Source organism: Enterobacter sp. A8, assembly GCF_004296595.1.
In the GTDB taxonomy this organism is placed as follows: domain Bacteria; phylum Pseudomonadota; class Gammaproteobacteria; order Enterobacterales; family Enterobacteriaceae; genus Enterobacter; species Enterobacter cloacae.
Genome location: NZ_SCMF01000001.1, coordinates 1224114 through 1236922, shown reverse-complemented (window position 1 = coordinate 1236922; position 12809 = coordinate 1224114). Strand labels below are relative to the sequence as shown.

11 protein-coding genes are annotated in these 12809 nt (G+C 57.1%); all 11 read left to right on the top strand.

What is annotated here, in order from left to right; translation table 11 throughout:
- Positions 1-11 precede the first annotated feature (11 nt).
- A complete protein-coding gene (wcaF, locus tag EQV24_RS05880) occupies positions 12-560 on the top strand; it encodes a colanic acid biosynthesis acetyltransferase WcaF (RefSeq protein WP_013097875.1) in 549 nt (182 codons plus the stop codon).
- A 24-nt stretch (positions 561-584) separates the two neighbouring features.
- A complete protein-coding gene (gene gmd, locus EQV24_RS05875) occupies positions 585-1706 on the top strand; it encodes a GDP-mannose 4,6-dehydratase (RefSeq protein WP_003863514.1) in 1122 nt (373 codons plus the stop codon).
- A gap of 2 nt (positions 1707-1708) precedes the next feature.
- Positions 1709-2674, top strand: coding sequence for a GDP-L-fucose synthase (locus EQV24_RS05870; RefSeq protein ID WP_013097874.1), 966 nt, complete (start codon positions 1709-1711; stop codon positions 2672-2674).
- A gap of 2 nt (positions 2675-2676) precedes the next feature.
- Entirely contained in the window at positions 2677-3156 is a 480-nt protein-coding gene (locus tag EQV24_RS05865; RefSeq protein ID WP_013097873.1) for a GDP-mannose mannosyl hydrolase, read from the top strand.
- The gene (gene wcaI, locus EQV24_RS05860) at positions 3153-4376 is read left to right on the top strand and encodes a colanic acid biosynthesis fucosyltransferase WcaI (protein WP_029881807.1); all 1224 of its coding nucleotides are present in this window, start codon (positions 3153-3155) and stop codon (positions 4374-4376) included. The genes EQV24_RS05865 and wcaI overlap by 4 nt, the downstream gene beginning before the upstream one ends.
- A 3-nt stretch (positions 4377-4379) precedes the next feature.
- Positions 4380-5816, top strand: coding sequence for a mannose-1-phosphate guanyltransferase (gene cpsB / locus EQV24_RS05855; RefSeq protein WP_000084309.1), 1437 nt, complete (start codon positions 4380-4382; stop codon positions 5814-5816).
- 110 nt (positions 5817-5926) lie between these two features.
- A complete protein-coding gene (cpsG, locus tag EQV24_RS05850) occupies positions 5927-7297 on the top strand; it encodes a colanic acid biosynthesis phosphomannomutase CpsG (protein WP_130626418.1) in 1371 nt (456 codons plus the stop codon).
- A 114-nt stretch (positions 7298-7411) separates the two neighbouring features.
- Positions 7412-8806 (top strand): undecaprenyl-phosphate glucose phosphotransferase, encoded by a 1395-nt coding sequence (gene wcaJ, locus EQV24_RS05845; RefSeq protein WP_014832616.1) that lies wholly within the window; start codon positions 7412-7414, stop codon positions 8804-8806.
- A 1-nt stretch (position 8807) separates the two neighbouring features.
- Positions 8808-10286, top strand: a complete 1479-nt coding sequence (gene wzxC / locus EQV24_RS05840) for a colanic acid undecaprenyl disphosphate flippase WzxC (RefSeq protein WP_023622057.1) — start codon at positions 8808-8810, stop codon at positions 10284-10286.
- Positions 10287-10303: 17 nt separating this feature from the next.
- Positions 10304-11584, top strand: coding sequence for a colanic acid biosynthesis pyruvyl transferase WcaK (gene wcaK, locus EQV24_RS05835; protein WP_058683803.1), 1281 nt, complete (start codon positions 10304-10306; stop codon positions 11582-11584).
- On the top strand, positions 11581-12801 hold the full coding sequence (wcaL, locus tag EQV24_RS05830) for a colanic acid biosynthesis glycosyltransferase WcaL (protein WP_020690194.1): 1221 nt from the start codon (positions 11581-11583) through the stop codon (positions 12799-12801). The genes wcaK and wcaL overlap by 4 nt, the downstream gene beginning before the upstream one ends.
- Positions 12802-12809 lie beyond the last annotated feature (8 nt).

Genomic DNA, 12809 nt, shown 5'->3' with positions numbered 1-12809 from the left:
AAGGAAATGTAATGCAGGATCTTAACGGGTTCACCGTGCCGAAAGGTTTCCGGGGCGGGAACGGAATTAAAGTGCAGTTATGGTGGGCCGTTCAGGCCACCTTATTTGCCTGGTCACCGCAAATACTGTATCGCTGGCGTGCCTTTTTATTGCGTCTGTTTGGCGCAAAAATCGGAAAAAACGTAGTTATTCGTCCATCGGTAAAAATTACTTACCCCTGGAAATTAACGCTTGGCGATTACGCCTGGGTAGGGGATGACGCCGTGTTATATACCCTTGGCGATATCACGATTGGTGCAAACGCAGTGGTGTCACAGAAGTGTTATTTGTGTACCGGCAGCCACGATTTTATGAGTCAGCATTTTGATATTACCGCTTCGCCAATTGTGATTGGCGAAAAATGCTGGCTGGCAACAGATGTATTTGTTGCACCTGGTGTTTCTGTTGGCGATGGCACGGTAGTCGGTGCCCGCAGCAGCGTTTTTAAATCGCTACCGGCAAATAAAATTTGCCGTGGCAACCCCGCAGTGGTGATACGCGAACGCGTTGAAACTGATTAAATTCATAAGTAGAGGAATATAAACATGTCTAAAGTCGCTCTCATCACCGGCGTTACCGGGCAGGATGGTTCTTACCTGGCAGAGTTACTGCTGGAAAAAGGTTATGAAGTTCACGGTATTAAGCGTCGTGCTTCTTCTTTCAACACGGAACGTGTGGATCATATTTACCAGGATCCGCATGCGGCGAACCCGAAATTCCATCTGCACTACGGCGACCTGACCGATACCTCCAACCTGACCCGCATCCTGCAGGAAGTACAGCCGGATGAAGTTTACAACCTGGGCGCGATGAGCCACGTAGCGGTTTCTTTCGAATCCCCGGAATACACCGCTGACGTTGACGCCATGGGTACGCTGCGTCTGCTGGAAGCGATTCGTTTCCTCGGCCTTGAGAAGAAAACCCGTTTCTACCAGGCATCCACCTCTGAACTGTACGGTCTGGTGCAGGAAATCCCGCAGAAAGAGACCACCCCGTTCTACCCACGTTCTCCTTACGCGGTAGCCAAACTGTATGCCTACTGGATCACCGTAAACTACCGTGAATCTTACGGCATGTACGCCTGTAACGGCATTCTGTTTAACCACGAATCCCCACGTCGTGGCGAAACCTTCGTGACCCGTAAAATTACCCGCGCTATCGCCAACATCGCTCAGGGTCTGGAATCCTGCCTGCACCTCGGCAACATGGACTCCCTGCGTGACTGGGGCCATGCCAAAGACTACGTGAAGATGCAGTGGATGATGCTGCAGCAGGAGCAGCCAGAAGACTTCGTGATTGCGACCGGTGTGCAGTACTCCGTCCGTCAATTCGTGGAAATGGCTGCCGCACAGCTGGGTATCAAACTGCGCTTCGAAGGCACTGGCGTGGAAGAGAAGGGGATCGTTGTCTCTGTGACCGGCCATGACGCACCGGGCGTGAAACCAGGTGATGTGATTGTGCAGGTTGACCCGCGTTACTTCCGTCCTGCGGAAGTGGAAACCCTGCTGGGCGACCCAACCAAAGCGCACGAGAAACTGGGCTGGAAACCAGAAACCACTCTGCAGGAGATGGTCTCTGAGATGGTAGCCAAAGATCTTGAAGCAGCGAAAAAACACTCCCTGCTCAAATCTCATGGCTACGAGGTTGCCATCGCGCTGGAGTCCTGAGAATGACAAAACAACGTATTTTTGTCGCCGGTCATCGCGGAATGGTGGGTTCCGCGATTGTTCGCCAGCTGGAGCAGCGCGGTGACGTGGAAGTGGTTGTCCGTACCCGCGACGAGCTGAATCTGCTCGATAGCCGTGCGGTACAGGACTTCTTTGCCAACGAACGTATCGATCAGGTGTATCTGGCGGCGGCAAAAGTGGGCGGCATTGTCGCTAACAACACTTACCCGGCAGATTTCATCTACGAGAACATGATGATTGAGAGCAACATCATTCACGCGGCGCATCTGCACAACGTGAACAAGCTGTTGTTCCTCGGCTCATCCTGTATCTACCCGAAAATGGCGAAACAGCCGATCGCCGAGAGCGAACTGCTGCAGGGGACGCTGGAAGCAACCAACGAGCCGTACGCCATTGCCAAAATTGCCGGGATCAAGCTGTGCGAGTCCTACAACCGTCAGTACAACCGTGACTATCGCTCGGTGATGCCGACCAACCTGTATGGGCCGCACGATAACTTCCACCCGAGCAACTCGCACGTGATCCCGGCGCTGCTGCGTCGTTTCCACGAGGCGACCGCCGAGAACGCACCGGATGTGGTGGTGTGGGGCAGCGGCACGCCGATGCGCGAATTCCTGCACGTGGATGACATGGCCGCGGCCAGCATTCACGTGATGGAGCTGGATCGCGAGGTGTGGCAGGAGAACACTGAGCCGATGCTGTCGCACATCAACGTTGGCACTGGCGTGGATTGCACCATTCGCGAGCTGGCGCAGACCATCGCTCAGGTGGTGGGCTATAAGGGCCGCGTGGTGTTTGACGCCACCAAACCGGACGGCACGCCGCGCAAACTGCTGGACGTCACCCGTCTGCATCAGCTGGGCTGGTATCACGAGGTGTCGCTGGAACAAGGGCTGGCAAGTACCTACCAGTGGTTCCTGGAAAACCAGCACCGCTTCCGGGGGTAACAATGTTTTTAAGTCAGGAAGATTTTGCCACGGTAGTGCGCTCCACTCCGCTCATCTCAATTGATTTGATCGTGGAGAACGAACGCGGCGAGTTCTTGCTGGGGAAACGAACCAATCGTCCTGCTCAGGGCTTCTGGTTCGTGCCCGGCGGGCGCGTGCAGAAGGATGAGACGCTGGCCAACGCGTTTGAGCGTCTCACTCTGGCGGAACTGGGCCTGCAACTGCCGATGGCAGCAGGCCAGTTTTACGGGGTCTGGCAGCACTTCTATGACGATAACTTTTCAGGTACCGGCTTCACCACGCACTACATCGTGCTGGGGTTCCGCCTGAAGGTGAGTGAGGCAGACCTGCGTCTGCCTGATTCTCAGCACGACGACTACCGCTGGCAGACGCCAGAGGCGCTGCTGGCCAGCGACAATGTGCATGACAACAGTCGTGCCTATTTCCTGGCCGATCGTCAGTCTGAGGTGCCGGGACTATGAAGATCCTCGTATATGGAATCAACTACTCGCCGGAATTGACCGGTATCGGGAAATACACCGGCGAGATGGTCGAGTGGATGGCGAGCCAGGGACATGACGTGCGGGTCATTACCGCGCCGCCGTACTACCCGGAATGGAAAGTGGGCGAGCGCTACTCCAGCTGGCGCTATCGCCGCGAAGAGGGCGCTGCGACCGTCTGGCGTTGCCCGCTGTACGTGCCGAAGCAGCCCTCGACGCTGAAACGTTTAATTCATCTGGGCAGCTTTGCCCTGAGCAGTTTCTTCCCGCTGATGGCGCAGCGTCGCTGGAAGCCGGATCGCATCATCGGCGTGGTACCGACGCTGTTCTGCACGCCGGGCATGCGGCTGCTGGGCAAGCTCTCCGGTGCGCGCACGTTGCTGCACATTCAGGATTATGAAGTCGACGCCATGCTGGGCCTGGGGATGGCAGGTAAAGGCAAGGGTGGCAAAGTGGCGAAACTCGCCAGCGCTTTTGAGCGCAGCGGTCTGCATAACGTGGATTATGTCTCCACCATCTCGCGATCGATGATGAACAAAGCGCAGGAGAAGGGCGTCGCGCCGGAAAAGGTGATCTTTTTCCCGAACTGGTCCGAAGTGGCCCGTTTCCGTGACGTAACAGAACACGACGCGCAGGCGCTTCGCGCAGAGCTCGGTTTGCCTGATGACCAAAAAATCATTCTTTATTCAGGCAATATCGGCGAAAAGCAGGGGCTGGAGAACGTTATCGAGGCGGCTCAACAGCTTAGCGAACATCCGTGGATGTTTGTGATTGTCGGTCAGGGCGGCGGAAAAGCGCGTCTGGAGAAGATGGCAAGCGTTCGCGGCCTGACTAACGTGAAATTCTTCCCGCTTCAGTCTTACGAGGCGCTGCCTGCGCTGCTGAAGATGGGTGACTGCCATCTGGTGGTGCAAAAGCGCGGCGCGGCGGATGCGGTGCTGCCGTCCAAGCTGACCAACATTCTGGCCGTGGGCGGGAACGCTGTGATCACGGCAGAAGCCGAAACCGAATTAGGCCAGCTGTGTGACAGCTACCCGGGGATCGCCGTTTGCGTGGAGCCGGAATCGGTTCCGGCGCTGGTGACCGGAATTGAACAGGCACTCGCCATGCCAAAAGTGAACACGGTGGCACGTGAATATGCCGAACGCACGCTCGAGAAAGAGAACGTGCTGAGCCAATTTATTGCAGATATACGGGGATAAATCATGAGTCAAACCACGTTGTATCCGGTTGTGATGGCAGGTGGCTCTGGTAGCCGGTTGTGGCCGCTGTCCCGCGTGCTCTATCCAAAACAGTTCCTCTGCCTGAAAGGGGATCTCACCATGCTGCAAACAACGGTTAACCGTCTGCAGGGTGTGGAGTGTGAAAGCCCGGTGGTGATTTGTAACGAACAGCACCGCTTTATTGTTGCCGAGCAGCTGCGCCAGCTGAACAAACTCACAGAAAATATCATTCTGGAGCCTGCCGGACGAAATACCGCCCCAGCCATTGCCCTGGCGGCGCTGGCGGCAAAACGCAGCAGCCCGGATTGCGATCCGCTGATGCTGGTCCTGGCGGCAGACCACGTCATTCAGCAGGAAGAGGCGTTCCGCGACGCGGTGCGGGCGGCCATTCCTTACGCAGAAAGCGGCAAGCTGGTGACCTTCGGCATCGTGCCGGATCTGCCAGAAACCGGCTATGGCTATATCCGCCGCGGCAGCGTGACGCCGGGCGAAGGCGACAGCGTGGCGTTTGACGTGGCGCAGTTCGTTGAGAAACCGAATCTGGAAACCGCGCAGGCCTACGTTGCCAGCGGTGAATACTACTGGAACAGCGGTATGTTCCTGTTCCGCGCCGGTCGCTATCTGGAAGAACTGCAAAAGTATCGTCCGGATATCCTGAGCGCCTGCGAAAAAGCCATGAACGTGGTGGATCCGGATCTCGACTTTATTCGCGTCGACGAAGCCGCTTTCCTCGCCTGCCCGGAAGAGTCCATTGACTATGCGGTAATGGAGCGCACGGCGGATGCGGTGGTGGTGCCGATGGATGCAGGCTGGAGCGATGTTGGCTCCTGGTCCTCCCTGTGGGAGATCAGCGCGCATACCCCGGAGGGTAACGTCCATCACGGTGATGTGATTAGCCACAAAACCGAGAACAGCTACGTCTACGCCGAATCCGGCCTCGTGACCACGGTGGGGGTGAAGGATCTGGTGGTCGTCCAGACCAAAGACGCCGTGCTGATTGCCGACCGTAACGCCGTGCAGGACGTTAAAAAGGTGGTGGAGAAGATCAAAGCCGACGGTCGCCACGAGCACCATATTCACCGCGAAGTGTACCGCCCGTGGGGCAAATACGACTCCATCGATGCGGGCGAACGTTACCAGGTGAAGCGCATTACCGTGAAGCCGGGCGAAGGCCTGTCGGTACAGATGCATCACCATCGTGCCGAGCACTGGGTGGTGGTGGCGGGTACCGCCAAAGTGACCATCGACGGCGAAGTGAAACTGCTCGGTGAAAACGAGTCAATTTATATTCCGCTGGGGGCGACACACTGTCTGGAAAACCCAGGGAAGATACCTCTCGATTTAATTGAAGTGCGCTCCGGCGCGTATCTGGAAGAGGACGATATTGTCCGTTTCCAGGACCGCTACGGTCGGGTGTAACCGCTTCGCATCATGCCCGGTGGCGCTGTGCTTACCGGGCCTACGAATGAATAAAAAATATTTTGCCTGTTAATTGGGCGGGCCAACTGTTGCCTGAAAAAGGGGTCATGATGGAAAAGTTAACCTGTTTTAAAGCCTACGATATTCGCGGCAAGCTGGGTGAAGAGCTGAATGAAGACATTGCGTGGCGCATCGGCCGTGCGTACGGCGAATACCTGAAACCGAAAACTATCGTACTGGGTGGCGACGTGCGTCTGACCAGCGAATCCCTGAAGCTGGCGCTGGCGAAAGGGCTGCAGGACGCGGGCGTGGACGTGCTGGATATCGGCCTTTCCGGTACCGAAGAGATCTATTTTGCCACCTTCCACCTGGGCGTGGACGGCGGGATTGAAGTCACGGCTAGCCATAATCCGATGGATTACAACGGTATGAAGCTGGTGCGCAAGGGTGCGCGCCCTATCAGCGGTGATACCGGCCTGCGCGACGTGCAGCGTCTGGCGGAAGCCAATGACTTCCCGCCGGTGAACAAGTCTGCACGCGGCAGCTACAAGCAGATCGATCTGCGTAAAGAGTACATCGATCACCTGCTGGGTTACATCAACGTGGCGAACCTTAAGCCGCTGAAGCTGGTCATTAACTCCGGCAACGGCGCGGCGGGCCCGGTGGTGGATGCCCTGGAAGCCCGCTTTAAGGCGCTGAACGTGCCGGTGACCTTCGTCAAGGTACACAACACCCCGGACGGCAACTTCCCGAACGGTATCCCGAACCCGCTGCTGCCAGAGTGCCGCGACGACACCCGCAATGCGGTGATTGAACACGGTGCGGATATGGGCATCGCCTTTGACGGCGATTTCGACCGCTGCTTCCTGTTCGACGAGAAAGGGCAGTTCATCGAGGGCTATTACATTGTCGGCCTGCTGGCGGAAGCGTTCCTCGAGAAAAATCCGGGGGCGAAGATCATTCATGACCCGCGTCTCTCCTGGAACACCGTTGACGTGGTGTCAGCGGCAGGCGGTACGCCGGTGATGTCCAAAACCGGTCACGCGTTTATTAAAGAGCGTATGCGCGAAGAAGACGCCATCTACGGCGGCGAGATGAGCGCCCATCACTACTTCCGCGATTTTGCCTACTGCGACAGCGGGATGATCCCGTGGCTGCTGGTGACCGAGCTGCTGTGCCTGAAAGGTCAGACCCTGGGCGAGCTGGTGCGCGACCGTATGGCGGCCTTCCCGGCAAGTGGAGAGATCAACAGCAAACTGGCGCAGCCGGCTGAGGCCATTGCCCGTGTGGAACAGCACTTTGCTATTCACGCGCTGGAAATTGACCGTACCGACGGTATCAGCATGGCGTTCCCGCAGTGGCGCTTTAACCTGCGCTCGTCCAATACCGAGCCGGTGGTGCGCCTGAACGTGGAATCCCGCGCCGACACCGCGCTGATGGAAGCCCGAACGAAGGACATTCTGGCGCTGTTGAATCAGTAATCATTGCCCCTCACCCCAGCCCTCTCCCCACAGGGGAGAGGGTGTTCAAGTTCCCTCTCCCCTGTGGGGAGAGGGTTAGGGTGAGGGGTAAGGTTTTGAACTAAAGGAACAACGATGACGAATCTAAAAAAGCGCGAACGAGCGAGAACGAATGCATCGTTAATCTCTATGGTGCAGCGTTTTTCTGATATCACCATCATGGTCGGCGGATTGTGGGCGGTGTGTTGGATCAGCGGGCAATCGTTCTTATACATGCACCTGCTGATGGCACTGATTGCGCTGGTCGTGTTTCAGATGATCGGCGGGATGACGGATTTCTATCGTTCGTGGCGTGGCGTCAAGATGACCACCGAACTGATGCTGTTGCTGCAGAACTGGACCTTAAGCCTGATCTTCAGCGCGGGCCTGGTGGCGTTCAGCCATGATTTTGATAATCGTCTGGTGACGTATCTTTGCTGGTATCTGTTAACCAGCGTCGGCATGGTGGTTTGCCGCTCCCTGATCCGCTTTGGCGCGGGCTGGTTGCGTAACCGTGGTTACAACCGCCGCTATGTCGCCGTTGCCGGCGATCTGCCTGTGGGCCAGGTGCTGCTTGATAGCTTCCGCAAGGAGCCGTGGTTAGGTTTTGAAGTGGTTGGGATCTACCACGACGCGAAACCGGGTGGCGTGCCGTCGGACTGGGCGGGCAACTACGACCAGCTTATTGACGATGCGAAAGCGGGCAAAATTCACAACGTCTACATTGCCATGCAGATGAAAGAGGAGTCCCGCATTAAGAAACTGATGCGCGACCTGGCGGACACCACCTGTTCCGTGATCCTCATTCCGGACGTCTTTACCTTCAACATTCTCCATTCCCGTATCGAAGAGGTGAACGGTGTACCGGTAGTGCCGCTGTACGACACGCCGCTGTCAGGTATCAACCGTGTTCTCAAACGCCTGGAAGACATTGTGCTCTCTTCACTGATCCTTCTGCTGATCTCCCCGGTGCTGTGCTGCATTGCCCTGGCGGTGAAGCTGAGCTCTCCCGGCCCGGTCATCTTCCGTCAGACGCGCTACGGCATGGACGGTAAGCCGATCATGGTGTGGAAATTCCGCTCCATGAAGGTGATGGAGAACGACAAAGTGGTGACGCAGGCTACGCAGAACGATCCGCGCGTGACCCGCGTGGGGAATTTCCTGCGCCGCACCTCGCTGGACGAGCTGCCGCAGTTTATCAACGTCTTTACTGGCGGTATGTCGATTGTCGGGCCACGTCCGCACGCGGTTGCCCATAACGAGCAGTACCGCTCGCTGATTGAAGGCTACATGCTGCGCCATAAAGTGAAACCAGGCATTACCGGCTGGGCGCAAATCAACGGCTGGCGCGGTGAAACCGACACGCTGGAAAAAATGGAAAAACGCATTGAGTTCGACCTTGAGTACATCCGTGAGTGGAGCCTCTGGTTCGATATCAAAATTGTTTTTCTGACCATCTTCAAAGGTTTCGTGAACAAAGCGGCGTACTAAGATGAGCTTACGTGAAAAAACCATCAGCGGCGCCAAGTGGTCAGCGATGGCGACTATCGTCATCATTGGCCTGGGGCTGGTGCAGATGACCGTGCTGGCGCGCATTATCGATAATCATCAGTTCGGTCTGCTGACCGTCTCGCTGGTGATTATCGCGCTGGCCGACACGCTGTCTGACTTCGGTATCGCCAACTCGATTATCCAGCGCAAAGAGATTAGCCAGCTGGAGCTGACCACGCTCTACTGGCTGAACGTGGGGCTGGGGATATTTGTTTTTGTGCTGGTGTTCCTGCTGAGCGATGTGATCGCCAGCGTGCTGCACAACCCGGATCTGGCCCCGCTGATGCGCACGCTGTCGTTTGCCTTTGTGGTGATCCCGCACGGGCAGCAGTTCCGCGCGCTGATGCAAAAAGAGCTGGAGTTCAACAAGATCGGCATGATTGAAACCAGCGCCGTGCTGGCGGGCTTTACCTTCACGGTGGTGAGCGCCCATTTCTGGCCGCTGGCCATGACCGCCATTCTGGGGTATCTGGTGAACTCTACCGTGCGTACGCTGCTGTTCGGCTACTTTGGCCGCAAGATCTACCGCCCGGGGCTGCATTTTTCCCTGGCGTCCGTCTCCTCGAACCTGCGTTTTGGCGCCTGGCTGACGGCCGACAGCATCATCAACTACGTCAATACCAACCTTTCCACGCTGGTGCTGGCGCGCATTCTGGGGGCGAGCGTCGCGGGGGGTTATAACCTGGCCTACAACGTTGCGGTCGTCCCGCCGATGAAGCTCAACCCGATTATCACCCGCGTGTTGTTCCCGGCGTTCGCCAAAATTCAGGACGACACTGAAAAGCTGCGCGTCAACTTCTACAAGCTGCTCTCCGTGGTCGGCATTATTAACTTCCCGGTACTGCTGGGTCTGATGGTGGTGTCGAGCAACTTTGTGCCGCTGGTATTTGGCGAGAAGTGGAACAGCATCATCCCGATCCTGCAGTTGCTCTGCGTGGTGGGGCTGCTGCGCTCCGTGGGTAACCCGATTGGCTCCCTGCTGATGGCGAAAGCGCGCGTGGATATCAGCTTTAAATTCAACGTATTTAAAACCTTCCTGTTTATTCCGGCAATTATCGTCGGCGGACACATGGCGGGCGCCATTGGCGTCACGCTGGGCTTTCTGCTGGTGCAAATCATCAACACCGTGCTGAGCTACTTCATCATGATCAAGCCAGTGCTGGGCTCCAGCTACCGTCAGTACATCCTGAGCCTGTGGCTGCCGTTTTATCTCTCCTTGCCGACCCTGGTGGTGAGCTACGGTCTGGGCGTGCTCCTGAAGGGGCATCTGCCACTGGCCGCGCTGCTGGCAGTGCAGGTTGCTGCGGGCGCACTGGCGTTTGGGGTGATGATTGTGCTGTCACGCAATGCGCTGGTGGTGGAGATGAAGCGCCAGTTTTGCCGTAACGAAAAAATGAAAACGCTGCTTCGCGCAGGCTAGTTATTTAAGAGGCCATTATGAAATTATTAATTCTTGGCAACCATACCTGCGGCAACCGTGGCGACAGCGCCATCCTGCGCGGTTTACTGGATGCAATTAACACCCTTAAGCCTGAGACAGAAGTGGACGTGATGAGCCGTTACCCGGTCAGCTCATCCTGGTTACTGAACCGCCCGGTGATGGGCGACCCGCTCTACAGCCAGATGAAACAGCACAATAACGCTGCGGGCGTGATGGGACGCGTGAAGAAAGTGTTGCGTCGCCGCTACCAGCATCAGGTGCTGCTTTCTCGCGTAACCGACACCGGCAAGCTGCGCAACATCGCCATTGCGCAGGGCTTTACCGATTTCGTGCGTCTGCTTTCCGGCTATGACGCCATTATTCAGGTGGGCGGTTCGTTCTTCGTCGATCTCTACGGCGTGCCGCAGTTTGAGCATGCGCTCTGTACCTTTATGGCGAAGAAGCCGCTGTTTATGATTGGTCACAGCGTCGGGCCATTCCAGGAACCTCAGTTCAACCAGCTGGCAAACTATGTGTTTGGCCACTGCGATGCCCTGATTTTACGTGAGTCAGTCAGCCTCGACATGATGAAGCGCAGCGAGATCGACACCTCGAAAGTCGAGCACGGGGTGGATACCGCGTGGCTGGTGGATCACCAGGACGACAGCTTCCAGCCGAGCTACGCGGTGCAGCACTGGCTGGACGTGGCGGCGAAACAGAAAACCGTCGCCATTACCCTGCGCGAACTGGCACCTTTTGATAAGCGTTTAGGTACGACTCAGGCCGCCTACGAGAAGGCCTTTGCCGAGGTCGTTAACCGCGTGCTGGACAGCGGTTATCAGGTGCTGGCGCTCTCCACCTGTACCGGTATCGATAGCTACAACAAGGATGATCGCATGGTGGCGCTGAACCTGCGCCATCTGGTGAACGATCCGTCCCGGTATCACGTGGTGATGGACGAACTGAACGATCTGGAGATGGGCAAACTGCTCTCTGCCTGTGACCTGACCGTGGGTACCCGTCTGCACTCTGCCATCATCTCGATGAACTTTGGCACGCCGGCCATTGCCATCAACTATGAGCACAAATCTGCCGGAATTATGCAGCAGCTGGGGATGCCGGAAATGGCCGTGGATATCCGTCATCTGCTGGATGGCTCGCTCGGCGCAATGGTGGGCGACACCCTTGGGCAACTGCCCGCCGTGAATGAGCGCCTGACCGTGGCGGTGAAAGCCGAGCGCGAAAAGGGAATGGGGATGGTGAAGTCTGTGCTTGACCGCGTGCGGGAGGGGAAATGAAGGTTGGTTTCTTCTTACTGAAATTTCCACTGTCGTCTGAAACCTTTGTACTCAATCAAATCACCGCGTTTATCGATATGGGATATGACGTGGAAATTATCGCCCTGCAAAAGGGCGATACGCAAAACACCCATGCGGCGTATACCCAGTATGGGCTGGAGGCGAAAACCCGCTGGCTGCAGGATGAGCCATCCGGAAAAGTGAACAAGCTGCGCTACCGTGCCAGCCAGACCTTACGCGGGCTCCATCGCGCGTCGACCTGGCGAGCGCTGAACATCTCCCGCTATGGCGCGGAGTCGCGCAATCTGATCCTGTCGGCCATCTGTGGGCAAACGGCGCAGCCGTACCGCGCTGATGTCTTTATCGCCCACTTTGGCCCGGCAGGGGTGACCGCAGCCAAACTGCGCGAGCTGGGGGTGATTGACGGGAAGATCGCCACGATCTTCCACGGCATTGATATCTCCAGCCGTGAAGTGCTGAACCACTACACGCCGGAGTATCAGCAGCTGTTCCAGCGCGGCGACATGATGCTGCCCATCAGCGACCTGTGGGCCGGACGCCTCAAAAAGATGGGTTGCCCGGGCGAGAAAATCACCGTCTCGCGGATGGGGGTGGATTTGGCGCGTTTTACCCGACGTCCGGTCAAGGTGCCGGGTAAACCGCTGCAGATTATCTCCGTTGCCCGACTGACCGAGAAAAAAGGGCTGCATGTGGCGATTGAAGCCTGCCGCCAGCTCAAGGCGCGCGGGGTGGATTTCCGTTATCGCATTCTCGGTATCGGCCCGTGGGAGCGTCGTCTGCGTACGCTTATTGAACAGTATGAGCTGGAAACGCACGTGGAGATGCCAGGCTTTAAGCCGAGCCACGAGGTGAAGGCCATGCTCGATGAAGCCGACGTGTTTCTGCTGCCGTCCGTTACGGGCGCCGATGGCGACATGGAAGGCATACCGGTGGCGCTGATGGAGGCGATGGCGGTGGGGATTCCGGTGGTATCGACGCTGCACAGCGGGATCCCTGAGCTGATCAAGTCAGATCATTCCGGCTGGCTGGTCCCCGAAAATAACGCCATGGCCCTGGCCGATCGGCTGGCCGCGTTTAGCGATATCGACCAGCAGGCGCTGGAGCCCGTGCTGCACAATGCCCGACAAAAAGTCGAGGCAGATTTTAACCAGCAGGTGATCAATCGCCAGTTAGCGAGCCTGCTGCAAACGTTGTAACGCCGAGG

What these genes read in the sequence shown, in the direction of transcription:
- wcaF (WP_013097875.1), top strand. Translation starts at nt 12, where the DNA reads ATGCAGGATCTTAACGGGTTCACCGTGCCGAAAGGTTTCCGGGGCGGG.
- wzxC (WP_023622057.1), top strand. Translation starts at nt 8,808, where the DNA reads ATGAGCTTACGTGAAAAAACCATCAGCGGCGCCAAGTGGTCAGCGATG.
- EQV24_RS05870 (WP_013097874.1), top strand. Translation starts at nt 1,709, where the DNA reads ATGACAAAACAACGTATTTTTGTCGCCGGTCATCGCGGAATGGTGGGT.
- wcaL (WP_020690194.1), top strand. Translation starts at nt 11,581, where the DNA reads ATGAAGGTTGGTTTCTTCTTACTGAAATTTCCACTGTCGTCTGAAACC.
- gmd (WP_003863514.1), top strand. Translation starts at nt 585, where the DNA reads ATGTCTAAAGTCGCTCTCATCACCGGCGTTACCGGGCAGGATGGTTCT.
- wcaK (WP_058683803.1), top strand. Translation starts at nt 10,304, where the DNA reads ATGAAATTATTAATTCTTGGCAACCATACCTGCGGCAACCGTGGCGAC.
- EQV24_RS05865 (WP_013097873.1), top strand. Translation starts at nt 2,677, where the DNA reads ATGTTTTTAAGTCAGGAAGATTTTGCCACGGTAGTGCGCTCCACTCCG.
- cpsG (WP_130626418.1), top strand. Translation starts at nt 5,927, where the DNA reads ATGGAAAAGTTAACCTGTTTTAAAGCCTACGATATTCGCGGCAAGCTG.
- wcaI (WP_029881807.1), top strand. Translation starts at nt 3,153, where the DNA reads ATGAAGATCCTCGTATATGGAATCAACTACTCGCCGGAATTGACCGGT.
- cpsB (WP_000084309.1), top strand. Translation starts at nt 4,380, where the DNA reads ATGAGTCAAACCACGTTGTATCCGGTTGTGATGGCAGGTGGCTCTGGT.
- wcaJ (WP_014832616.1), top strand. Translation starts at nt 7,412, where the DNA reads ATGACGAATCTAAAAAAGCGCGAACGAGCGAGAACGAATGCATCGTTA.